At 72.8% G+C, this 22,688-nt stretch carries 19 protein-coding genes; 8 read left to right on the top strand and 11 right to left on the bottom strand.

What is annotated here, in order from left to right; translation table 11 throughout:
- Positions 1–44: 44 nt before the first annotated feature.
- Both yaaA and GA0070610_RS18275 read right to left on the bottom strand, forming a co-directional pair.
- The gene (gene yaaA / locus GA0070610_RS18280; protein ID WP_089001166.1) at positions 45–842 is read right to left on the bottom strand and encodes a peroxide stress protein YaaA; all 798 of its coding nucleotides are present in this window, start codon (positions 840–842) and stop codon (positions 45–47) included.
- Positions 843–904: 62 nt separating this feature from the next.
- Positions 905–2,524 (bottom strand): hypothetical protein, encoded by a 1,620-nt coding sequence (locus tag GA0070610_RS18275; protein WP_089001165.1) that lies wholly within the window; start codon positions 2,522–2,524, stop codon positions 905–907.
- 180 nt (positions 2,525–2,704) lie between these two features.
- Here GA0070610_RS18275 and GA0070610_RS18270 point away from each other — a divergent pair, with 180 nt between their 5' ends.
- A complete protein-coding gene (locus tag GA0070610_RS18270; RefSeq protein ID WP_089001164.1) occupies positions 2,705–3,745 on the top strand; it encodes an App1 family protein in 1,041 nt (346 codons plus the stop codon).
- 114 nt (positions 3,746–3,859) lie between these two features.
- Here the strand turns inward: GA0070610_RS18270 and GA0070610_RS18265 are convergent, their stop codons facing one another.
- On the bottom strand, positions 3,860–4,951 hold the full coding sequence (locus tag GA0070610_RS18265) for a winged helix DNA-binding domain-containing protein (protein WP_197697753.1): 1,092 nt from the start codon (positions 4,949–4,951) through the stop codon (positions 3,860–3,862).
- 219 nt (positions 4,952–5,170) lie between these two features.
- Between GA0070610_RS18265 and GA0070610_RS18260 the strand changes: the two genes are divergently transcribed.
- Positions 5,171–5,737 (top strand): sugar O-acetyltransferase, encoded by a 567-nt coding sequence (locus GA0070610_RS18260; protein WP_172896547.1) that lies wholly within the window; start codon positions 5,171–5,173, stop codon positions 5,735–5,737.
- Between the two features lie 185 nt (positions 5,738–5,922).
- The gene (locus tag GA0070610_RS18255) at positions 5,923–7,947 is read left to right on the top strand and encodes a family 10 glycosylhydrolase (protein WP_231925711.1); all 2,025 of its coding nucleotides are present in this window, start codon (positions 5,923–5,925) and stop codon (positions 7,945–7,947) included.
- A 42-nt stretch (positions 7,948–7,989) separates the two neighbouring features.
- Here GA0070610_RS18255 and GA0070610_RS18250 read toward each other — a convergent pair whose 3' ends face one another.
- The 4 genes from GA0070610_RS18250 to GA0070610_RS18235 all read right to left on the bottom strand — a co-directional run bounded on the left by GA0070610_RS18250 (position 7,990) and on the right by GA0070610_RS18235 (position 13,596).
- Positions 7,990–8,628 carry a hypothetical protein gene (locus GA0070610_RS18250; RefSeq protein WP_157747180.1) on the bottom strand — a complete coding sequence of 213 codons (639 nt, stop codon included), beginning with the start codon at positions 8,626–8,628 and terminating at the stop codon, positions 7,990–7,992.
- A 95-nt stretch (positions 8,629–8,723) separates the two neighbouring features.
- Complete coding sequence (locus GA0070610_RS31210; protein ID WP_197697752.1) at positions 8,724–9,215, bottom strand: hypothetical protein; 492 nt, start codon at positions 9,213–9,215, stop codon at positions 8,724–8,726.
- 197 nt (positions 9,216–9,412) lie between these two features.
- A complete protein-coding gene (gene glgB, locus GA0070610_RS18240) occupies positions 9,413–11,515 on the bottom strand; it encodes a 1,4-alpha-glucan branching protein GlgB (RefSeq protein ID WP_089001161.1) in 2,103 nt (700 codons plus the stop codon).
- On the bottom strand, positions 11,503–13,596 hold the full coding sequence (locus tag GA0070610_RS18235) for an alpha-1,4-glucan--maltose-1-phosphate maltosyltransferase (protein WP_089001160.1): 2,094 nt from the start codon (positions 13,594–13,596) through the stop codon (positions 11,503–11,505). Before GA0070610_RS18235 ends, glgB begins: the two co-directional genes overlap by 13 nt.
- A 224-nt stretch (positions 13,597–13,820) precedes the next feature.
- Between GA0070610_RS18235 and GA0070610_RS18230 the strand changes: the two genes are divergently transcribed.
- Complete coding sequence (locus GA0070610_RS18230; RefSeq protein WP_089001159.1) at positions 13,821–14,360, top strand: hypothetical protein; 540 nt, start codon at positions 13,821–13,823, stop codon at positions 14,358–14,360.
- On the opposite strand, the gene GA0070610_RS18225 is transcribed toward GA0070610_RS18230, so the two are convergent.
- The 3 genes from GA0070610_RS18225 to glgA form a co-directional block, all read right to left on the bottom strand.
- Positions 14,357–15,082 carry a class I SAM-dependent methyltransferase gene (locus tag GA0070610_RS18225; protein ID WP_089001158.1) on the bottom strand — a complete coding sequence of 242 codons (726 nt, stop codon included), beginning with the start codon at positions 15,080–15,082 and terminating at the stop codon, positions 14,357–14,359. The two genes, GA0070610_RS18230 and GA0070610_RS18225, sit on opposite strands and share 4 nt — an antisense overlap.
- A 31-nt stretch (positions 15,083–15,113) precedes the next feature.
- Positions 15,114–15,668, bottom strand: coding sequence for a Uma2 family endonuclease (locus GA0070610_RS18220; RefSeq protein WP_231925709.1), 555 nt, complete (start codon positions 15,666–15,668; stop codon positions 15,114–15,116).
- A gap of 70 nt (positions 15,669–15,738) precedes the next feature.
- Positions 15,739–16,938, bottom strand: a complete 1,200-nt coding sequence (gene glgA, locus GA0070610_RS18215) for a glycogen synthase (protein WP_089001157.1) — start codon at positions 16,936–16,938, stop codon at positions 15,739–15,741.
- Between the two features lie 95 nt (positions 16,939–17,033).
- Between glgA and glgC the strand changes: the two genes are divergently transcribed.
- Both glgC and pgm read left to right on the top strand, forming a co-directional pair.
- On the top strand, positions 17,034–18,266 hold the full coding sequence (gene glgC, locus GA0070610_RS18210; protein ID WP_089001156.1) for a glucose-1-phosphate adenylyltransferase: 1,233 nt from the start codon (positions 17,034–17,036) through the stop codon (positions 18,264–18,266).
- Positions 18,263–19,909, top strand: coding sequence for a phosphoglucomutase (alpha-D-glucose-1,6-bisphosphate-dependent) (gene pgm, locus GA0070610_RS18205; RefSeq protein ID WP_089001155.1), 1,647 nt, complete (start codon positions 18,263–18,265; stop codon positions 19,907–19,909). Before glgC ends, pgm begins: the two co-directional genes overlap by 4 nt.
- Positions 19,910–19,917: 8 nt before the next feature.
- Here the strand turns inward: pgm and GA0070610_RS18200 are convergent, their stop codons facing one another.
- Entirely contained in the window at positions 19,918–20,847 is a 930-nt protein-coding gene (locus GA0070610_RS18200) for an NAD(+)/NADH kinase (RefSeq protein WP_089001154.1), read from the bottom strand.
- A 189-nt stretch (positions 20,848–21,036) separates the two neighbouring features.
- On the opposite strand from GA0070610_RS18200, the gene GA0070610_RS18195 reads away from it, so the two are divergent.
- Both GA0070610_RS18195 and GA0070610_RS18190 read left to right on the top strand, forming a co-directional pair.
- On the top strand, positions 21,037–21,765 hold the full coding sequence (locus tag GA0070610_RS18195; protein ID WP_089001153.1) for a nucleotidyltransferase family protein: 729 nt from the start codon (positions 21,037–21,039) through the stop codon (positions 21,763–21,765).
- The gene (locus GA0070610_RS18190; RefSeq protein WP_089001152.1) at positions 21,762–22,673 is read left to right on the top strand and encodes an NAD-dependent epimerase/dehydratase family protein; all 912 of its coding nucleotides are present in this window, start codon (positions 21,762–21,764) and stop codon (positions 22,671–22,673) included. The genes GA0070610_RS18195 and GA0070610_RS18190 overlap by 4 nt, the downstream gene beginning before the upstream one ends.
- Positions 22,674–22,688 lie beyond the last annotated feature (15 nt).

Raw genomic sequence — 22,688 nt, 5'->3', positions numbered from 1 at the left:
GGGAAACCGATCGGCCCCAGCCTTGAGGAAATCTTGCGGCTGTCCTACAACTCCGTGACGACCACGTCGACCTGGCGTGGCCGGCCGGCCACGCCGGGCTGCTCCAGCACCGGATACTTCAGGTCGCGCAACGCGGTCAGCAGCCCGTCGACCGTACGCGGCCGGGCGCCGGCGGTCAGCAGGTCGCGGACCAGCCGGCCCTTGGTCGCCTTGTTGAAGTGGCTCACCACCGAGCGGACGGGCACCCCGTCGACCTCCCGCTCGTGCAGCACCCGGACGGTCACCGTGCGCTCGGCCACCTCGTCCCGCGGCGCCCAGGTGGCCGCGTACGCGCCGGAGCGTAGGTCGAGCACGGGCCCGTCGCCGGCCGCAGCGGCCATCGCCGGGGCGAGCGCCCGCCGCCAGTACGCCGACAGCGCGCCGATCCCCGGCAGCCTCGCCCCGATCGGGCACCGGTAGGGCGGGATCCGGTCGGTGAGGCGTACCGCCCCCCAGAGGCCCGAGCTGATCAGCACCGACCGGCGGGCCGCCCGCTGCGCGGTCGCCGGTAGCGAGGCGAGGTCGAGCGCCTCGTAGAGCACCCCCGTGTAGACGCGGGCGGCGGGCGCGGTGGCCGCCGCCCGCAGCCGCGCGTTGCGGCGCAACTCGCCGCGCTGGCCCTCGCTGAGCCCCAGCGCCGCCCGGGCCGCCTCCTCGTCGCCGTCGGCGCTGAGCGCCACCAGGGCCGTCAGCACCTCCTCCCGCGCACCGGTCAGCTCCGGCAGGGAGAGCCGGGCGAGGTCCAGCCGTCGGCCGGTGCCGGCGTCGGCCTTCCCCTCGGAGGGCGGCAGCAGGATGAGCATCGGTGGACTCCTCGGCTCGGCGCGGCATCCGCGCGCCGGTGCGGCCAGCGTACGGGCCGGCCCTACCGCCACGGCCGTACCGGCGTCTGCGGGTGGTACACGCGATACCCGCCGACCTCGGCGACGAGCGCGGCGTCGGCCCGGTCGCCCAGCAGTCCGCGCAGGCGCCGCTCCGCCGCCGATCCGGCCTCCAGCGCGTACCCGGGCCGGTCGGCCCGCCCCACCTGCCGCCAGTACGCCGGGTAGCGGTTCTGCCCGGGGGTGAGGTCGCCGTCGAGCACCCCGCACACCACCGACTCGGCCGTGTTGAAGATCAGCCGGTTGCAGGTCCAGTAGTCCCCGTACACCTCGCGGGGGCCGCCCGCGCGCAGCCGGTCGGCCAGCTCGCGGGCCTGCCGCTCCTCGACCCGGGACGCCCCGGCGCCGGTGACGGCGAACAGCACGGTGACCACCAGCGTGGTCGCGGTCAGCGCGGCGAGCACGGCGGTGGCGAGCGCCCCGGCCAGCCGGCCGAGCGCCCCGACCGTGCCCCGCCAGCAGGCGACCGCCGCCAGCCAGAGCGGCCAGAGCACCGCCGGCAGGGAGAGCTGGAGCACCGACAGGTAGCGGGCGTTGTCCAGCGGGCTGGTGGCGGCGAGCGGGCTGCGCACGTACGACAGCAGGGTCAGCGCCGCGCCGACGACCAGCGCGAGGTGCACCACCGGGCCGACCCGCTCGCCGCGCGGGGCGCCCGGGGCCCGGCGGTACGCGACGACGGCGAGCGCGGCGGCGACCACCAGCAGTACGGGATAGAGCAGCCCGAACCACCCCTGCCAGCGGGCGCAGCCGTCCACCGGGCAGAGGCCGGCGGCGAGCGGCACCCCCTCCAGCAGCCCGCCGTCGAGCCGGCGCGACCACGGCGGCGTCGGCCCGGCCTTGGTGCTGATCTCGCGGAACACCGACAGCGAGTCCTCGCCGGGCGGAGCGAGGAGGTTGTCCCGGATCATCGGCGCGATCCCGACGGCGAACCCGGCCAGCAGCAGCACCCCGGCCAGGCCGAGCAGCTCCCGGCGGGCCACCCAGAGCAGCGCCAGCGCGGCCACCGCCAGATACGGCAGGATCAGCCAGTCCGACCAGGCGGCCACCCCGGCGAGCAGGCCGAAGAGCCCGACGGCCAGCCGGCGGTGCCGCACCGTGCCCCGGGCGAGCCCCACCGCGATCAGCAGCATCAGCGGCACCGCGACCTTGACCTCGGGACGGCCGCCGACCACGGTCAGCTGGTCGCGCACCACCCGTTCCCCGCCGAGCGCCAGCAGGCCGACGATCCCGGCGGCGAACCAGGGCGAGCAGATCCGCCTTGTCAGCCGGTGGATCAGCCACAGGAAGAGGGCGTAGAGCACCAGCAGCGGCAGGCGCAGCAGCGGCCAGCTCGGTCCGGCCACCGCGATCAGCGGCGCCGCCAGGTAGGACTCCAGCATCCCCATGTAGCGCTGCCCGTAGAGGAAGACCGGCAGCTCACGGCCCTGCGCGATGTGCAGCGCGGCCAACCCGAACGTCGCCTCGTCGCTGTTGGAGACGGGCACCGTGAACAGGGTCAGGACCAGCCGGTAGCCGACCCCGGCCAGCCCGAACAGGAGCGCGACGAGCGCCGGCCGGTCGAGCTGCGGGCGCCACCGCCCACGCTTGCGCACTGGTTGCGACACGACCAACGCCCCCGTCGTCGTCCCGACCGGAGTGTTTCACGCCGCCGGGGCCGGGCGGGGCGGATCGGCGCAGCGCGGACGATCTGCCGGACCACGGCGGGCGTGGCGTCGGGCTTCCCGGCGGCCGAGGAAGATCGCCTCGCGTGGCCGAGGTGGCCGGGTTGTGGCAGGGTTGCTGACGTGCCACCCACTCCCGCCGGCCAGTTGGCCGTAACCAACCTGCACCGGGCCGCGCGGATCGAGGACGCCGTGCACTCGCTGGTCGAACGCCGGCTGCGGCGCACCGGCTGGCGCACGAACGTCATCGCGTACACCGGCTACGGCGCGCCCGGCTGGGTGCGGGTGATGTGCCGGGTGCTGCTGGGCCGGCCGGACACCCGCCAGCGCGGCCGGCTGGAGAAGGTACGCGGGTGGCGCAGCTTCACCACGCTGCCGGCCAAGCACGTCACGGTCACCATCGAGGCCGGCGGAGAACGGCACGAGGCGCGCGCCGACCGCAGCGGCTTCGTCGACGCCGTGGTCGAGGCGGACCTGCCGCCCGGCTGGGGTTCGGTGCGGATCAGCCTGCCGGACGCCGAGCCGGTGGAGGCGCCGGTACGCATCCTCGACCCGGAGGTGCGCTTCGGCATCCTCTCCGACATCGACGACACGGTCATGGTCACCGCGCTGCCCCGGCCGCTGCTCGCCGCCTGGAACACGTTCGTCCTCGACGAGCACGCCCGCAACGCGGTGCCCGGCATGGCGGTGCTCTACGAGCGGCTGGTCACCGCGCACCCCGGCGCCCCGGTCTTCTACCTCTCCACCGGCGCCTGGAACGTGGCGCCGACGCTGACCCGGTTTCTGTCCCGACACCTCTACCCGGCCGGGCCGCTGCTGCTGACCGACTGGGGGCCGACCGCCGACCGCTGGTTCCGCAGCGGGCGGGAGCACAAGCGGGTCACCCTGGCCCGGCTGGCCCGGGAGTTCCCCGACGTGAAGTGGCTGCTGGTCGGCGACGACGGGCAGCACGACCCGGAGATCTACCGCGAGTTCGCCGCCGCCCACCCGCAGAACGTGGCCGGCGTGGGCATCCGCCGGCTCTCGCCCACCCAGGCGGTGCTGGCCGGTAGCCTGCCCACCCCGGCCGGCGAGTCGTCGGCGGGGCCGGTGGGGCAGAAGTGGCTCTCCGCGCCCGACGGCGCGGGGCTGTGGAAACTGCTGCGCGACGCCGGCCTGGTCTGAACGTGAGGCTGGCCGGGTCGGCCCGTCTGGCCCGGCCGACCTGCCCGCCGGCCGGGCACCCTAGCGTCCGGCCGCCCGCGTGCTCGGATCGGCGCGGACTTCGTCGATCCCCCGCTAGGCGGTGAATTCGACGCCGCCGAGGGAGACGGCCCGGTGGGCGGCGAGGCGTTCAGCCTGTTCGACGATGCTGTCGCGCGTGGTGGCGGGCAGCTTCTGCCACGGCTGGACGGTGACCTTCAACGTCCTGCCGGACTTGCGGGGACGCCAGGTGCCGACCAGTGCACCGTCGACCAGGACGGCGCCGGGCCGGCCCAGCACCGGCCACAGCTCTTTGGCGCGGGCCGGGTCCGGCACCAGCGTTGCCCGGTCTTTGGCCTGGAGGAACAGGTCGAACGGGCCGAGCAGCCAGGTTCCGTTGGTGTCGGCCGATTCCAGCGCCTGTTCGTCGGCGGCCAGGAGCGAGCGTGCCTCGCCACCGACCCTCACCTCGATCACATCCTCGGGCCAGCACGCCTTCACCTCCTTGACCGGGGCATCGAGATAGTCGGCCACGTGTCTGGGGGTGGCCGGGCCGAGCAGACGAAGGTACGCGCGGATGAGGTCGAACCTGTCGCCGGAGGCGGCGGCCTTCTCGAACCCCGCGATGCGCTGCAGGACCGGCGGCGACGTGTCGAGTCGCAGCTCCAGCCCGGCCCGCACGGCGGCCAACCGGAACGGCATCTCAAAGAGGTGGGTAGCGTCGCACGGCCGACAGGACCGCAGATACGGCTCGGGCATCACTTCGGCCAGGCGCCCGGAGACATCCCCCTTGACCATCGGCCGGGTGACGATGTCCCGCATCTGGGCGGCCACCTCATCGAGGGCGGTCAGGATGGCGATGCCAGCCGCCTTCAACGGCTTGGCGGCGTCGTAGATGCGCTTGCCCGCGTCGGCGTCGGAGAACGGCTCGACCGCGGCCGCCACCCTCCCCACGTCGGCGCGACGGTAGAGGTGGGGAGCGCCTCGCACGGTCCACAGCAGGATCAGATCCGCCACGGACAGCGCCGCCACATCGACCCCGCGAACGGCCAGCGCCCACCTGGCGCCGTCCGGACCGGTCTCCTGCACCCCGATGTCGAGCAGCGCGGTGCTTGCGAGCGTGCCCTCGACCCGGTCGAGCTGCTGCGCCTGAACGCGGAACTTCATCACTTGACGCGGATCAACCACCCCCACACCCTAGGCAGGGGCCCCGACAGACGGGCCGGGGAGCCGGCTGGCGGGCCGACCGAATTCGAGATCGATGTGCACGCCGGAACGATGATGCCCCACACCGCTTCGAGCCGGTCGCCGACCAGCGCCGACGGCATCCGACCGGCATCGAGCGGTGACGCGTTCCCCGCCGAGGGTCGTCACCGGGGCGCTGACCCGCTGTGCCAGCATCGCCTCGTGCGCAACGAGCAACGCCTACGGACGCGGACTCCAGAGTCACGAGCCTTTGCGGAGCGCGTACGGCTCGTCATGAACCTGACCGCGCGCCTCAACGCGCTGCCGTTCGACGACCTCGACGCGCGCCGGATGATGCTGACCGAGATCTTCGGTGGGCCGGTCCCCGACTCGCTGTCCATCCTGCCCCCGTTCTACTGCGACTACGGGCTCGGAGCGTCGTTCGGAGAGCGCGTGTTCATCAATCAGGGATGCTTCTTCCTCGACTACGGGGGAATCACCATCGGTGACCGCGTCATGATCGGTCCCCGGGTCACCCTGAGCACGTCCGGGCACCCGGTCGAGCTCGGCGAACGGTACGACTTCATCACGCACGCGCCCATCGTCATCGAGGACGACGTGTGGATCGGTGCCGCGGCCACGATCACCCCTGGAGTGACGATCGGTCGCGGCTCGGTCGTCGGCGCGGGCGCCGTCGTCGCGAAGGACGTGCTGCCGCTGAGCGTGGTGACGGCGACGAGCGCCGTCGAGCGGAAGCGGCTGAGACCGGCGCCTCCTGCGACCTCCTGAGGTTCGCAGCGGCGAAGAGGTGGCGGTGGGCAGCCTGTCGGCCGGTGAGCCACCGCCGTGCGTCGACTCGTCGTCGCCGGCCCCGCGTCCGGTTGGCCTCTCACCCTCGGTCGTCCGGTGACCCCGGTCCGTGAATCCTGTGAAGGATACTTGCGAAATAGCGCGGCACAGTTGAACATCTTTTCGTGCGCAGAGATTATGGTCGATACCTGTCCGGGCTGGCGTTGGTGGCGGCGCTGGCGCTCGGCGCGGCCGTTCCCACGGGTGCCCCCGCCTCCCGTCCCGCCACGCCGGAGACCGTGCCCGTCGCCGCCCAGGCGGCCTGCGTGACCGACCCGGCCACCCCGAAGCGGCAGCTGCGCGGCATGTGGATCGCCAGCGTGGCCAACATCGACTGGCCCAGCCGCACCGGGCTCACCCCGTCGGCCCAGCAGGCGGAGTACCGGGGCTGGCTCGACCTGGCCCAGCAACGGCGGATGAACGCCGTCGTCGTGCAGGTCCGCCCCGCCGCCGACGCGTTCTGGCCGTCGACGTACGAGCCGTGGTCGCAGTGGCTGACCGGCACCCAGGGCACCAACCCCGGCTACGACCCGCTGGCCTTCATGGTCGCCGAGGCGCACGCCCGCAACCTGGAGTTCCACGCCTGGTTCAACCCGTACCGGGTGGCCACCCACACCGACCTCACCAAGCTGGCCGCCAGCCATCCGGCACGCAAGAACCCGGGCTGGGCCGTCGCCTACAACGGTCAGCTCTACTACAACCCCGGCATTCCCGCCGTCCGCGCCTTCGTGCAGGACGCCATGATGGACGCGGTTCGCCGCTACGACATCGACGCGGTGCACTGGGACGACTACTTCTACCCGTACCCGGGCAGCGGTGGGGGCTTCCCCGACCAGGCGACCTACGCCCAGTACGGCGCCGGCTTCAGCACCATCGGCGACTGGCGGCGCAACAACGTCAACCTGCTGGTGCGGGAGATGCGCGACAAGATCCGGGCGGCCAAGCCGTGGGTGAAGCTGGGCGTCAGCCCGTTCGGCATCTGGCGCAACGCCGGCACCGACCCGCTCGGCTCGCGTACCACCGGCCTCCAGTCGTACGACGCGATCTACGCCGACACCCGGCGCTGGGTGCGGCAGGGTTGGGTCGACTACATCGCCCCGCAGATCTACTGGCACATCGGCCACCCGGCGGCCGACTACGCGGAGCTGGTCCGCTGGTGGTCCGAGACCGTGACCGGCACCGACGTGCAGTTGCTCGTCGGGCAGGCCACCTACCGGGCCGGGGCGTCCGGCCAGGACGCCGCCTGGCAGGACCCGGCCGAGCTGACCGACCACCTGACGCTGAACCGCAGCCACCCGAGGATCGTCGGCGACATCCACTTCAGCGCCAAGGACGTCCGCGCCGACCGCATCGGCGCCGTCTCCCGGGTGGCGACCGACCACTACCGCCGGCCCGCGCTGGCACCGGCCGGGGTGGGCGGCGCCGCGCCCGCCGCACCCAACCTCACCTCGGCGGTACGCGGCAGCGGCGGCGTGACCCTCACCTGGCAGCGCGGCGCGACCGGCAGCACCGCCGCGTACGCGGTGTACCGGCTGCCCGGTGACGGCGCGGTCGACGCCTGCGACCTGGCCGACGCCCGCCACCTGCTCGGCACGGTCCGCGCCTCGGGCACGACCGGGACGTTCACCGACGCCACCGCCGCGGCCGGCTCGACGTACCGCTACCTGGTGACGGCACTCGACCGGCTGCACCACGAGAGCCCGGCCAGCAACGCGCGGGTGGTCACCGGCTCCGGCGGCACGTTCAGCGTGATCGTGGACAACGCCACGGCCGGCGGCTTCACGGCCGCCACCACCTGGGGCACGTCGTCGTACCTGCCGGCGCGCTACGGCGCCAACTACCGGTTCGCCAGCCCGCAGGCGGTCAGCGACCCGGCCTGGTTCAGCGCGACGCTGCCCGCCGCCGGCTCGTACCGCGTCGAGGTCTGGTATCCGGCCGACCCCGGCTACAACAGCGCCACGCCGTACCTGGTGACGACGGCGAGCGGGACCGTGACGGTCAGGGTCGACCAGCGCACCGGCGGCGGCCAGTGGCGGGTGCTGGGCACCTACGACCTCGCCGCGGGGACGCGCCAGGTCGTCGGGGTCAGCCGCTGGACCAGCACCCAGGGCTACGTCGTCGCCGACGCCGTCCGGATCACCCGACTGTGAGCGCGTCGGAGAACGTGGCTTCCGGACCGGCTGCGGTGCGGATCAGCGGCTGGAGTGTCGCCACATGAGGATTCCGAGGACCATGAGCCACAGCGCCTCCAATGGGAGGATCATGACGAAGACCAGCTGATCGGTGCCGCCGGCCGGCCCCAACTCCAGCCCGGCGAAGGCCAGCAGGCCGTTCACGAGCACCGCCGCGCCGGCAACCGCTCCGGCGACGCCGAACCATCGTGGAAAGCGGCCGTCGAGTGCGACGGCGAGGCCGGCCAGCAGCATGGTCAACCCGTAGAAGACGACGATCTCGCTGTGGAAGGTGCCGTTGAGCAACCACAGCCCGGTCTCGGCTATGCGTTGCAACGCCTCCCGCTCCGGGCCTGTGGCGTTGGCCCACTCGTCGGCGAGGACCTTGAGCGCGTAGCCGTCGACTCCGTAGTCGAAGACGACGAACACGACGCCCACGATCGCGCTGGGTACCAGGAACCGGCCGGTGGCCCGCGCGGAGCCCCGCGTCAGGGTGCCCGCGAGCGCCACGAGGGCGCCCAGCCAGATCAACCCGGCGACGATCGTCCCCAGGTGGATGAGCAACCAGGTCGAATGGTCGGCGACGTAGCTCAGCGCCGCCTCCTCGCCGACGAGGCTGTCCTCCTTCGTGGCCAGATCGCCGTGCGGGGCCAACGACATGCCGAGCATGATCGGCCCGGCGATCGCGCACACGGCGCCGACTCGCAGCAGTGCCCGTCGTTCGGCATCGTGTGGAGTCGCTGGAGGGTGTGTCATTACGGTCTCCCGTGCGGATTCGATTGTGCGGGTGCTGCCGCGGCGTGATGCGGTTCGGCCGGGTTGGCGGTCGACGCCACCACCGGCCCGTCGGGCTGGTTCCTACCGCCGCCCGCGGCCGTCGCCGGGCTGGTCGGTGGCGGCGAGGTGCCCGGTGGGGCGACGCCCGTCGCGCAGCCGGCGTCGAGCACCGCCAGCCCGCCCGCGATCAGGCCCCACATCGTGTCGACGACCAGCAACGGGACGATGGCGAACGGCGTGGCGAGGGGCCCCTGCGGGTGACCGGTGAGGATCGGCGACAGCACCGCGCTGAGCAGGATCGTCGCGACCGCGTAGCTGAGCCCGGCAGCCACGAGGGTCAGCAGCGGCTCGCGTACCCGGCTGAGGCCCACGATGAGCGCCCAGGCCAGGGTGAGGAGGAGCGGAGCCGCCGGTTCACCCAGAGCGTCGATCAGGCCGACGATGGAGAAGATCGGCCGGACAAGCGCCAACGCGGCAAGCCCGATCACCAGGGGGCCGGTTGAGGCGTCGGAGAGGCCGGGATGAGGTCATGTCCCGAGGCTAGGTTCGCCTGCTAGTCGGGGCGTCGGTCGGATCTCGTCGGTTGCGGGCGGGCCCCTACGCCCCACCGCGACACGGGATGTCGCCTCTCGACGTACACGTCCCCGTAGGGCGGCAGGTCGTACGTTCAGTCGCGGCGCAGCCAGAGCACGCCGAGCGGGGGCACCCGCAGCGCCGCCGAGGCGGGCAGCCCGTGCCACGGCACGTCCTCGGCGTGCACCTCGCCCAGGTTGCCGACCCCCGAGCCGCCGTAGTGGTGGGCGTCGGTGTTGAGCACCTCCGCCCAGGTGCCGCCGGCCGGCAGCCCCACCCGGTAGTCCTCCAGCGGTCGGGCGGAGAAGTTCGCCACGCAGACCAGGGTCGCGCCGTCGGGGGCGATCCGGACGAACGAGACCGTGTTGTTGGCGACGTCGTCGCCGGCGATCCACCGGAAGCCGGCCGGCTCGGTGTCCTGCGCCCACAGCGCCGGGGTGTCCCGGTAGACGCGGTTCAGGTCGGCGACGAGCCGCTGCACGCCGGCGCGGGCCGGGTCGTGCAGCAGGTACCAGTCGAGGCCGCGCTCCTCGCTCCACTCCCGGTCGTCGGCCAGCTCGCAGCCCATGAAGAGCAGCTGCTTGCCCGGGTGCGCCCACATGTACGCCAGCAGGGCGCGCACGTTGGCCAGCCGCTGCCAGGTGTCGCCGGGCATCTTGCCCGCGAGGGAGCCCTTGCCGTGCACCACCTCGTCGTGGCTGATCGGCAGCACGTAGTTCTCGCTCCAGGCGTACGCCAGGGAGAACGTGAGCTGATGGTGGTGGTGCTGCCGGTAGACCGGGTCCTTCGAGGTGTAGAGCAGGGTGTCGTGCATCCAGCCCATGTTCCACTTGAACCCGAAGCCGAGCCCGCCGTCGGCCGTGGCGCGGGTGACGCCCGGCCAGGCGGTGGACTCCTCGGCGATCAGCACCACCCCGGCGTGGTGCTTGTAGACCGTCGCGTTCACCTCCTGCATGAGCGCGATGGCCTCCAGGTTCTCCCGGCCGCCGTGGCGGTTGGGCAGCCACTGCCCCTCCTGGCGCGAGTAGTCCAGGTAGAGCATCGAGGCCACCGCGTCCACCCGCAGCCCGTCGACGTGGAACTGGTCGCACCAGTAGAGCGCGTTGGCGACGAGGAAGTTGCGCACCTCCGGGCGGCCGAAGTCGAAGACGTACGTGCCCCAGTCGGGGTGCTCGCCCCGGCGCGGGTCGGGGTGCTCGTAGAGGGCGGTGCCGTCGAAGCGGGCCAGCGCCCACTCGTCCTTGGGGAAGTGCGCGGGCACCCAGTCCAGGATCACGCCGATCCCGGCGGCGTGCAGGGCGTCCACGAGGTGCCGGAACTCGTCGGGGTCGCCGAAGCGGGACGTGGGCGCGTAGTAGCCGGTGACCTGGTAGCCCCAGGAGCCGCCGAACGGGTGCTCCATCACGGGCAGGAACTCCACGTGCGTGAAGCCCAGCTCGGTGACGTACGCGGTCAGCTGCTCGGCCAGCTCCCGGTAGCTCAGCCCGGGGCGCCACGAGCCGAGGTGCACCTCGTAGACGCTCATCGGCTCCTGGTGCGGCTGCCGCCGGCCCCGCCGCGCCAGCCAGTCGGCGTCGCCCCACTCGTACGTCGAGTGGTGCACCACCGACGCGGTGGCCGGCGGCACCTCCGCGTACGCCGCCAGGGGGTCGGCCTTGTCCCGCCACTGCCCGTCGGCGCCCAGGATGCGGTACTTGTAGCGGGCGCCCGCCCCGACGCCGGGGACGAACAGCTCCCACACCCCGCTGCCGCCGAGCGAGCGCATCGGCCAGCCGTCGTCCGGCGCCCAGCCCGCGAAGTCCCCGACCACCCGGACCCCGCGCGCGTTCGGCGCCCAGACGGAGAACGCCACGCCCTCGTCGAAGACCCGCGCGCCGAGGGCCTCCCAGAGCCGCTCGTGCCGGCCCTCGCCGATCAGGTGCAGGTCCAGCTCGCCCAGGGTGGGCGGGTAGCGGTACGGGTCGTCGTGGAGCCGGCCGTCGACCTCGACGCGGTAGTCGAGCACCTCGTCCGCGACCTCCGCCTCGAACACGCCGACGTCGTGCACCCGCCGCATCGGGTGCCGCTCGCCGTCGACGACGAGGGCGACGTCGGCGGCGCCCCGGCGCAGCGTCCGGACGAGGGTCCGCCCGTCGGCCGGGTGCGCGCCGAGGACGGCGTGCGGGTCGTGCGTGGCGCCGGCGATCAGCTGGTCCATCGGGCGTCGTCCTTCTGGGCGGGAACGGTGGGCGCGGTGCCGCCCGAGAGGTCGTCGGGAACGTCTTCGACGGTCAGGTCCGGCGCCGCCTGGGCCGGTACGGGGCCGACAGCGGGCGCGGGTAGCCGCACCGTCAGCACGTGCGCCGGTTGCAGGTACGGGTCGAGGCGTACGGCGTTGCGCTGGCCCCAGTCGTAGCTGGCGCCGGTCAGCTCGTCGCGCACCGTGAACCGGTCGTGCCAGTCCAGCCCGAGCGCGGGCATGTCCAGCGTGGTGTTGCCCCACTGCACGCCCTGCGGGTCGAACGAGCAGACGACGAGGACCGTGTTGCCCGTGCCCGGGTCGTGCTTCGACCAGCAGAGCAGCGCCGGGTTGTCGATCTCGTGGAAGACCAGGTTGCGCAGCTGGTGCAGGGCCGGGTTCTCCCGGCGCACCCGGTTCAGCACGGCGATGAACGGGGCCAGCGAGCGGCCCTGGGCCTGCGCGCCGGCCCAGTCGCGGGGGCGCAGCTCGTACTTCTCGTTGTCGAGGTACTCCTCCGCGCCGCGGCGGGCGGTGTGCTCGAACAGCTCGTAGCCGGCGTACATGCCCCAGGAGGGGGAGAGCAGCGCGGCCAGCACCGCCCGGATCTTGAACATCGGCGGGCCGCCGTGCTGCAACGAGGAGTGCAGGATGTCCGGCGTGTTGGGCCAGAAGTTGGGCCGCATGTAGTCGGCCGCCTCGACCAGCTCCTCGCAGTACGCCCGCATCTCCGCCGCCGACGTGCGCCAGGTGAAGTACGTGTACGACTGGGTGAAGCCGATCTTGCCCAGCCCGTGCATGATCGCCGGCCGGGTGAACGCCTCGGCGAGGAAGAGCACGTCCGGGTCGACCTCCTTCACCTCGGCGATCAGCCAGTGCCAGAAGTCGAACGGCTTGGTGTGCGGGTTGTCGACCCGGAAGATCCGGATGCCCTCGCCGACCCAGTGCAGCACCACCCGCAGGACCTCCGCCCGGATGCCCTCCGGATCGTTGTCGAAGTTCAGCGGGTAGATGTCCTGGTACTTCTTCGGCGGGTTCTCCGCGTACGCGATGCTGCCGTCGGCCCGGGTGGTGTACCACTCCGGGTGCTCGGTCACCCACGGGTGGTCCGGCGCGCACTGCAACGCCAGGTCCATCGCCACCTCGAGGCCCTGCTCGGCGGCGGCGGCCACGAAGTCCCGGAAGTCCTCCGGCGTACCCAGATCGGGGTGGATGGCGTCGTGGCCGCCCTCGGCGGCGCCGATCGCCCACGGCGAGCCGACGTCGTCCGGCCCGGCGGTGAGCGCGTTGTTGCGGCCCTTGCGGTTGACCCGGCCGATCGGGTGGATCGGCGGCAGGTAGAGCACGTCGAAGCCCATCGCGGCGACGCCCGGCAGGCGCTCGACGGCGGTGGCGAACGTGCCGGAGCGCGCCGGGGCATCGACGGTCGCCGGGACGGCCCCCTCGGAGCGGGGGAAGAACTCGTACCAGGCCGAGAAGAGCGCCCGCCGCCGGTCCACCCAGAGCCGGTGCTCCTCGCCGGCGGTGACCAGCTCCCGGACGGGGTGCTCCCAGAGCAGGGTGGCCAGCTCCAGCGCCGGGGCCACCCGTCCGGGCAGCTCCTTCCCGGCGTCACCCAGCGCCGCCACCGCCGCGCGGATCCGCCCCGCGTCGCCGGCCGGCACCAGCTCGACCGCGGCGGTCAGCAGCCGTACGCCCTCGGCGAGGTCGTTGGCCAGCTCCTGTGGCCCCTGCCCGGCGGCGATCTTCTTGGTGACCGCGTTCTGCCAGGTCAGGTAAGGGTCCTGGAACGCCTCCACCGTGAAGGTCCACTCGCCGACCGCGTCGGGGCGGATCACGGCGTGCCAGCGGTCCTGCCCCGGCTCGCCGGGGCGCATCCGGGTGAACGGCCGCGCCCGCCCGTCGGGGCCGCGCCAGACCACGTTGCAGCCGAGCGCGTCGTGGCCCTCCCGGTAGGCGCGGGCCGACACCGGCACCGGCTCGTCGACCACCGCCTTGGCCGGGTAGCGACCGCAGGAGACGACGGGGGAGACGTCTTCGATCGGGAACCGTCCAGTCACCGGTTCAACCTACTGCGCGAGATCCTTTCGCGCGCGGCCAAGCACCCCATCGCCCTCCCTCCTGACTTGTTCATCAGAGGTCCGGTCAGGGCCGCGGATACCTGGTGCCCGCAGCCCCTCAGGGCGCGGTGGCTGGCGGGCGTGGGCAGTGGCGGCGTAGATCTTGGTACGAATCGGCCCCTTGAGGGGCCGTTTCCTGCCAAGATCTACTGCGGCGCTCCGCGATGGAGACGGCGCTCGTGGCCGCCCGCCGTCTCCCGCCGGGCGAGTCGGCCGAGGGTGCCCTGCCGCCGGCCGGTGACGGTGCCCCGTCGCTGCACGTGACGTTGCTGCTCCAGGCCGCCCTCGCCGCCGCCGGCCGGGGAGACGAGCGCCGGGTGGCCGCCCTGCTCGACCAGGCCGAGGCGGCGGCAGCGGTCGGCGGCGGCTTCGGCCGGGCGTCGGTCGAGGCGGCGCGGGTGGTGGCCGAGGCCGCCGTCGGAGACGTGCAGGCTGCGACGGTACGGCACGAGCGGCTGGTCTGCGGTGAGCAGTGGGGTTGGCTGCCGCCCGAGCACCGGGCGGCGTACCTGCTCGACGTGGCCCGCGTACACGCTCTCGCCGGCGACATGGTCCGGGCGGGGCGGGCGCTGCTGGACGCCGAACGCACCGCGCACAGCGAGGTGCACGACCGGCCGGCGGTGCGCGACCTGGTCGCCACCGTGGCCCGGTACGCCGCCGCCCCCGCCGGCCTGGCCCGCCTCGCCGCGACCCTGAGGGTCTAGTTCGACCGTTGCGCGACGAACACGAACTCCCGACCCGGGCGGTCGGGTGCATCCCGCACGTCGAGGACCCGGTAGCCGTTGGCGGCCAGACTCGACTCGACCTCGTCGCGGCTGCGGAACCGGAGAGTCGAGTCCGACGTGACGACCACACCATCGGCCAGGAACCGGTACGTGTGCCGGAAGGAGACGAACGGCAGGTCGATCTCGGTGACCTCCAGCCGTTGTTCCACCGGCCCGACGCCCGGGACGTCACGACTGACCGGAGCGGCGTCCGCCCACGCCTCCCACGCGCGACGCTTGGGGCGTCTGGTCTCGAAGACGAGGTGGCCGCCCGGGCGGAGAGCGCCGTGGATGCCCCGGAGGGCCTGTACCCAGTCGGCGTCGGTGCGGAAGACCTGGGCGACGTTCCCGGTCATCGTGGCCAGGTCGACCCCGATCGCCGGCAGCGCGGTGGCGTCGCCACGGATCCAGCGGACCTTCCCCGTCGGATCCTTCGACCGTGCCACTTCGAGCGACGCCTCGGCCGGGTCGACGCCGACGACCGGGTGGCCGAGTTCGGCGAGCTGGATCGCCAGCGACCCGGTTCCGCAGCCGACGTCGAGCACCATCCTGGCGTTCAGTTCGTCAGCGATCGCCAGGTAGGCGGCCAGATCGTCGCGGTCCCCGTCGAAGGCGTCGTAGACCGGTGCGAGCAGCGGATGGGCGAAGATCGCATCGGGCACCCGGCGACCCTACCGCCGGCTCCGCCTCCGGTCAGCCGAGGTCGTGCTCGGCGGGACTGGTGTTGAGCACCCAGGCGAGCGGCATGCGTGCCCGTACGCCGTAGTCTTCGCCGTCCAAGGTGTGCATCGTGACGGTCTGTGCCGGGTCCTGCTCCACGATCCAGTACTGCGGGATGCCGGCCGTGGCGTACTCGCCGCGCTTGGTCACCGTGTCGATGCCCTCGGACCCGGGCGAAACGATCTCGACCACGAGAAGGACGTCACCGGCCGGCAGCCACACCCCGTCGGACTGGGTCTTGCTCCAGACAACCAGATCGGGGATGCGCCCGCCGACCCCGCCGCTGCGGCCCGGGATGCGTAGCCCGACCGCCTGGGCGATGCGGTCCGCCGGCACATCGCCCTGGGCGAGCCACACCATGAGCCGGGTCGCGATGATCGCATGGGCATATCCCGGCGGCGGCATGATCGAGAGAACTCCCTCAGGGCTGATCTCGTACCGGTGATGCTCGTCCGCGGCCATCATCGCGGCCAGATCGTCGAGCGTCACGACCGGGGGCATCGACCTGCCAACCGCCTCTGCGCTCATGCCGGCATCGTACCGGCCCCGGCGGGGCCGGTACCGCGACGAACACGCGTCGGGTCACGGCCGACGGTCTTCACCGCACTGAGTGGTAGACCTCGAGCGTCCGTCGGGCGAGGGCGTCCCAGGAGAAGTGCTCGACCGCCCGGCTCCGGCCCGCCAGCCCGAGTTCCTTGGCGCGGCCCGGATCGGCGAGCACCTCGTTGATCCGCGCCGCGAGGTCGGCGACGAACCGACCCGGGTCCAGCGGCCGGCCGGAGCCGTCGGTGGCCTGCTCGATTCCGACCAGCAGCCCGGTCTCGCCGTCGGCGACCACCTCGGGGATGCCGCCGGTGGCGGTGGCCACCACCGCCGTCTCGCACGCCATCGCCTCCAGGTTCACGATGCCCATCGGCTCGTATACGGAGGGGCAGACGAAGACGGTGGCGTGGGTGAGCACCTGGATCACCTCGTGCTTCGGCAGCATCTCGGCCACCCACACCACGCCGGAGCGGTTCGCCCGCAGCTCGCTCACCAGGCCCTCCACCTCGGCGGCGATCTCCGGGGTGTCCGGCGCGCCGGCGAGCAGCACCAGTTGGGTGTCCGCCGGCAGGTCGCGCGCCGCGCGCAGCAGGTAGGGCAGGCCCTTCTGCCGGGTGATCCGCCCCACGTACACCACGCTGGGCCGGGCCGGGTCGATTCCGAGCCGGTCCACGACGTCCGTGCCGTGGTCCGGGGCATACTGCGCCGTGTCGATGCCGTTGTGCACCACCCGCACCCGGTCCGGGTTGACCGCCGGGTAGGCGGTCAGCACGTCGCGACGCATCCCCTCGCTGACCGCGATGATCGCGTCGGCCGCCTCGAACGCCGTGCGCTCGCACCAGGAGGAGAGCGCGTAGCCGCCGCCGAGCTGCTCGGCCTTCCACGGCCGCAGCGGCTCCAGGCTGTGCGCGGTCACCACGTGCGGCACGCCGTGCAGCAGCTTCGCCGTGTGCCCGGCGAAGTTGGCGTACCAGGTGTGGCTGTGCACCACGTCGGTGCCGGCGCACGCCGCCGCCATCTCCAGGTCCACGCCCATCGTCCGCAGCGCGGCGTTCGCGCCGGTCAGGCCCGCCGGCTCGGCGTACGCGGCGACGCCCGGCTCCGAGCGTGGCGCGCCGAAGCAGTGCACCCGTACGTCGGCGAGTCGGCGCAGCTCACGGGCCAGGTACTCGACGTGCACGCCGGCGCCGCCGTACACCTCGGGCGGGTACTCACGGGTCAGCAGGTCGACGCGCAGCCCGGCGGAGTCGTTCATGAACGGCACCCTAGTGCAGATGGCGCCGCCGCACCGGCTGTGGAACTGTGCCCGTACGAGTGGTGAAGTGACGGCGCGGTAGATAGCGTCTGGACATGGCTGCCAAGGTGCTCGCGATCGTCCTGGCCGGCGGAGAAGGCAAGCGCCTCATGCCGCTCACCACGGACCGGGCCAAGCCGGCCGTCCCGTTCGGCGGGATGTACCGCATGGTCGACTTCGTTCTGTCCAACCTGGCGAACGCCGGCTATCTGAAGATCGTCGTGCTGACCCAGTACAAGTCCCACTCGCTGGACCGGCACATCACCAAGACGTGGCGGATGTCGACCCTGCTCGGCAACTACGTCACGCCCGTGCCGGCGCAGCAGCGGCGCGGCCCGTGGTGGTTCGCCGGCTCCGCCGACGCGATCTACCAGAGCTTCAACCTGATCCACGACGAGCAGCCGGACCACGTGATCGTCTTCGGCGCCGACCACATCTACCGGATGGATCCGCGCCAGATGGTGGAGGACCACATCGCCTCCGGCGCCGGCGTCACCGTGGCCGGCATCCGGCAGCCGCTGTCGATGGCCGACCAGTTCGGCGTGATCGAGGTCGGCGAGGACGGCCGGCGGATCCGGGCGTTCCGCGAGAAGCCCACCGACGCGGTCGGCCTGCCCGACGCGCCCGACGAGATCTACGCCTCGATGGGCAACTACGTGTTCAGCACGAAGGCGCTGTGCGAGGCGGTCGAGCGCGACGCGGAGGACAAGACCAGCAAGCACGACATGGGCGGCAGCATCATCCCGATGCTCGTGGAGCGCGGCGAGGCCAACGTCTACGACTTCCGCGACAACGAGGTGCCGGGCAGCACCGACCGGGACCGCGGCTACTGGCGCGACGTGGGGACGCTCGACTCCTTCTACGACGCCCACATGGACCTGATCAACGTGCACCCCGTGTTCAACCTCTACAACTTCGAGTGGCCCATCTACACCGGGCAGCTCACCTACCCGCCCGCCAAGTTCGTGCACCAGTGGGGCGAGCGGGTCGGCCGGGCGGTCGCCTCGATGGTCTCGCCCGGCGCGGTGATCTCCGGCTCCCTGGTGGAGAACTCGGTCGTCTCGCCCAAGGTGAAGGTGCACTCCTGGGCGCACGTGGACGGCGCGGTGCTCATGGAGGGGGTCGACATCGGCCGGCACGCGGTCGTCCGCCGGGCCATCCTCGACAAGAACGTGGTCGTGCCCGAGGGCGCGGAGATCGGCGTCGACCTGGAGAAGGACCGGCAGCGCTACACCGTCTCCGACAACGGCATCGTGGTCATCGGCAAGGGACAGAAGGTGGAACCGTGAGCAGTCATCCCCGGGCCGGCAAGCCCGCCCAGCCCGCCGACCTGGTCGACGTGCCGCGGCTGGTGACCGCCTACTACGCCGAGCACCCCGACCCGCAGGACCCGGCGCAGCAGGTCTCCTTCGGCACGTCCGGGCACCGCGGGTCGAGCCTGCGCAACGCGTTCAACTCCGACCACATCCTCGCGGTCACCCAGGCGCTGTGCGACTACCGGCGGGAGCGGGGCCTGGACGGTCCGCTCTTCCTCGGCCGCGACACCCACGCGCTCTCGGCCCCGGCCGCCGTGGACGCGATCGAGGTGCTCGCCGCCAACGAGGTCACCGTGCTGCTGGACAGCCGCGACGGCTACACCCCCACCCCGGCGGTGTCGCACGCCATCCTCGCCCACAACCGGGGGCGCACCAGCGGGCTCGCCGACGGCATCGTCATCACCCCGTCGCACAACCCGCCCGACGACGGCGGCTTCAAGTACAACCCCACCCACGGCGGCCCCGCCGACTCCGACGTCACGAGGTGGATCCAGGACCGCGCCAACGCGATCCTCGCCGGCGGCCTGAAGGAGGTCCGGCGCATCCCGTACGCCCGGGCACGCGCCGCCGACACCACCGGGTCGTACGACTTCCTCGCCCGCTACGTCGACGACCTGCCGGCGGCGATCGACGTGGCCGCGATCCGCGACGCCGGGGTGCGCATCGGCGCCGACCCGCTCGGCGGCGCGAGCGTGGCCTACTGGGGCGAGATCGCCGAGCGGCACGGGCTGGACCTGACCGTGGTCAACCCGACGGTCGACCCGACCTGGCGGTTCATGACCCTGGACGGCGACGGCAAGATCCGGATGGACTGCTCCTCGCCGAACGCGATGGCCTCGCTGATCGCCGCCCGCGCCGACTACCAGGTCTCCACCGGTAACGACGCCGACGCCGACCGGCACGGCATCGTCACGCCCGACGGCGGCCTGATGAACCCCAACCACTACCTCGCGGTGGCGATCGCCCACCTGTTCCGCACCCGGACGGAGTGGGGGCCGGCCGCCGCCGTCGGCAAGACGCTGGTCTCCTCCTCGATGATCGACCGGGTCGCCGCCGACCTGGGCCGCCCGCTGCTAGAGGTGCCGGTCGGCTTCAAGTGGTTCGTGCCGGGGCTGCTCGACGGCGCGGTGGGCTTCGGCGGCGAGGAGAGCGCGGGGGCGTCCTTCCTGCGCCGCGACGGCGGCACGTGGACCACCGACAAGGACGGCCTCCTGCTCTGCCTGCTCGCCGCCGAGATCATCGCGACCACGGGACGCACCCCCAGCCAGCACTGGACGGAGCTGGCCGAGCGCTTCGGCGCGCCCGCGTACGCCCGCATCGACGCGCCCGCCACCCGGGAGGAGAAGGCCGTGCTCGGCAAGCTCTCGCCGGAGCAGGTGACCGCCACCGAGCTGGCCGGCGAGCCGATCACCGCGACCCTCACCACCGCGCCGGGCAACGACGCGCCGATCGGCGGGCTGAAGGTGACCACGGAGTCCGGCTGGTTCGCCGCCCGGCCGTCGGGCACCGAGGACGTCTACAAGATCTACGCCGAGTCCTTCCAGGGACCGGAGCACCTGGCCCGCATCCAGACCGAGGCGAAGGAGCTGGTGTCCAGCGTCCTGGCCAAGCCCTGACCCACCGGTCAGCGGGGCGGCGGAAGCTGGCGACGGTTGAGCTGCTCGCGCAGGTTCTCGGGGAGCAGTTCGCGCAACTGCTCGGGCAGTAGCGGCAGGTCCAGCAGGCTGAGCTTGAGCTGGTTGCGCTCCTGGTAGCGGCGCGGGTCGAGGCGTACCACCAGGCCGGCGTCGCGGCGGTAGCGCACCTGCAACGCGCCGGAGGTGGCGGCCTCCCGGAAGATCCGGCCGTCCATCTCGACCGCGACCGGGGCGGAGCCCGGCGTCAGCTCCAACTGGATGGCCTCGTCGGGGGAGAGCACCACCGCCCTTGAGATGCCCGCCATCGGCGCCGACGGGGTCACCACCACGGCATCACTGGCGGGCGAGACCAGGGGGCCGCCGGCGGCGTAGCTGTACGCGGTGGAGCCGCTCGGGGTGCTCACCACCAGCGCGTCGCAGCGGTAGAAGCCGTACCGCTGACCGTCCACCGCGAGGGTGGCGGACACGAAGCCGGCGCCGGGCTGCCGCACCAGCGCGATGTCGTTGAAGGCCACGACGTCGTCGCCGCACACGTCGCAGACGAGGCAGCTGTGCCGTTCCACCGTGAAGTCCCGAGCGGCCAGCCGGTCCAGCGCCGCCGGCAGCTCCGGCGGCTCGACCTCCACCAGGAACCCCAGCCGGCCCAGGTGCACGCCGAGCACCGGCTTCGGGTCGTTCACGGCCGAACGCAGCGCGCCGAGCATCGTGCCGTCCCCGCCGATGCTGATCAGCGCGTCGCAGACCACCGGCACCTGGTCGACGGGCAGTGGCTCGACGCTCGCCGGCACCCGGTGGCTGTCCTCGGCGCGGACCGCGAGGGTCACCCCCTGCCGGTCCGCCCAGCGTTCGATGATCTCCACCACCTCGGTCACGTCCCGGGTCGGGTGCAGCACCAGCCCGAGCCGGATCCGTTCCATGGCTACAGCTCACCACAGGCCGGGCCTGCCGGGTGGCCGGAACGCACAGGTGCGGCGTGGTCCGCGGGACCGATCGGCTCTGTCGGCCGCCTTCAGCCGGGGTGACAAGAGCGGGCGTCATGCGTACCTTGCGTCTGCCCTGCTCGTTGACCAGGCAATGAAAGGCGTCGCGCGACGAGCGGAGGGGCGATGCATGTCGTGATCATGGCCGGCGGTGCGGGCGTACGACTGCGCCCCTACACGTCGACGCTGCCGAAGCCACTGGTGCCGATCGGCGAGAACTACGCCATCCTGGAGATCATCCTCCGGCAGTTGGCGGCACGTGGCTTCACCCATGTCACGCTGGCCATCAATCACCTCGGTTCGCTGATCCGGGCGTTCGTCGGCGACGGCTCGCGTTTCGGGCTCGTCGTGCGGTACGCCGAGGAGCGGGAGCCACTGTCCACCATCGGCCCGCTGTTCAACCTGCGCGACGAGCTTCCCGAGCACTTCCTCGTCATGAACGGCGACGTCCTCACCGACCTCGACTACGCCGACCTGCTCGCCACGCACCGGCTCTCCGGGGCGCCGCTGACCGTCGCCACCTACCGGCGGACGGTGAAGATCGATTTCGGTGTGCTCGAGCTGGAGGGTGACAAGATCTCCTCCTTCTCGGAGAAGCCGGTCCTGGACTACCGGGTCAGCATGGGCGTCTACGGGCTCTCCCGCAGCACCATCGCCGGGTACCCGGCCGGCATGCCCTTCGGGTTCGACGAACTGGTGCTGGACCTGCTGCGCCGGGGTGAGCCGCCAGCCGGCTACGCGTTCGACGGCTACTGGCTCGACATCGGCCGCCCCGAGGACTACGACGAGGCCAACCGCTGCTTCGCCGAGGTGGAGCCGATGCTGCTGCCCGCGCGGGCACCCTCCGCGGTATGAAAAGGATCCTCGTCCTCGGCGCCTCGGGCTTCCTCGGGACACATGTCCGGCGGGCCCTGGAAGTCGACGGCGACCTGGTCTGCCCCACCCGCGCCGAGTGCGACCTCACCCGCTGCGACACCGAGGAGCTGCGCGCACTGCTCACCTCCGTACGCCCCGACGCGGTGGTCACCTGCGCGGGCGCGGTGAGCGGCACCGCGGCCGACCTCGTGCTGGCGAACACGGTCGTCGCCGCGCGGTTGGTGGAGGCGGTCGCGGTCGCGGCGCCCATGGCCCGCCTGGTGCGGCTCGGATCGGCGGCCGAGTACGGACCGACACCGTTCGGGGCGTCGGTGAGCGAGGACGACCCGGCGGAACCGGTCAGCGACTACGGCGTCAGCCAGGCCGCGGCCACCCGGTTGACCGAGCTGGCGGCCCGCGCGGGCCGGGTCGACGCCGTGGTGCTGCGGGTCTTCAACCCGATCGGTCCGGGACTCCCGGCGACGACGCTGCTCGGGCGGGTCGCCGCGCAGCTCGGCCGGCCCACCCCCGGCGCCGAGCTGCGCACCGGTCCACTGGACGCCCACCGCGACTTCGTCGACGTCCGCGACGTGGCGGCGGCGGTGCGCGCCGCCGTACACGCCCCCGCCCTCCCGGTCCGGCTCGTCAACGTCGGCAGCGGCCGTGCCGTCGGGGTCCGCGACGCGGTGCGGCTCCTGGTCGAGACGGCGGGCACGACGGTACGCCTCACCGAGGACCGCACCCCACCAACCCGGTCGGCGGCGGTCGACTGGATCCGCGCCGACATCCGCCGTGCCCGCTCCACGTTGGGCTGGGCGCCCCGACACGACCTGGCCGACTCGATCCGGACCGTCTGGCACGCGGCGGCCGCCGCGTCCGAGGTCCGCCCGTTCGCACCGGCCGGCTGACGCCACCCCGGCCCC

Origin of the sequence: Micromonospora echinofusca, assembly GCF_900091445.1 — a bacterium.
Lineage (GTDB): Bacteria > Actinomycetota > Actinomycetes > Mycobacteriales > Micromonosporaceae > Micromonospora > Micromonospora echinofusca.
This window is presented reverse-complemented; position numbering and strand designations above follow the sequence as displayed.

Coding starts and splice junctions, on each gene's coding strand:
- GA0070610_RS18230 (WP_089001159.1), top strand. CDS start 13,821: ATGGAGACGGCGCTCGTGGCCGCCCGCCGTCTCCCGCCGGGCGAGTCG.
- glgB (WP_089001161.1), bottom strand. CDS start 11,515: ATGGACCAGCTGATCGCCGGCGCCACGCACGACCCGCACGCCGTCCTC.
- GA0070610_RS18200 (WP_089001154.1), bottom strand. CDS start 20,847: ATGGAACGGATCCGGCTCGGGCTGGTGCTGCACCCGACCCGGGACGTG.
- GA0070610_RS18195 (WP_089001153.1), top strand. CDS start 21,037: ATGCATGTCGTGATCATGGCCGGCGGTGCGGGCGTACGACTGCGCCCC.
- glgA (WP_089001157.1), bottom strand. CDS start 16,938: ATGAACGACTCCGCCGGGCTGCGCGTCGACCTGCTGACCCGTGAGTAC.
- glgC (WP_089001156.1), top strand. CDS start 17,034: ATGGCTGCCAAGGTGCTCGCGATCGTCCTGGCCGGCGGAGAAGGCAAG.
- GA0070610_RS18190 (WP_089001152.1), top strand. CDS start 21,762: ATGAAAAGGATCCTCGTCCTCGGCGCCTCGGGCTTCCTCGGGACACAT.
- GA0070610_RS18250 (WP_157747180.1), bottom strand. CDS start 8,628: ATGTCGTTGGCCCCGCACGGCGATCTGGCCACGAAGGAGGACAGCCTC.
- yaaA (WP_089001166.1), bottom strand. CDS start 842: ATGCTCATCCTGCTGCCGCCCTCCGAGGGGAAGGCCGACGCCGGCACC.
- GA0070610_RS18220 (WP_231925709.1), bottom strand. CDS start 15,668: ATGAGCGCAGAGGCGGTTGGCAGGTCGATGCCCCCGGTCGTGACGCTC.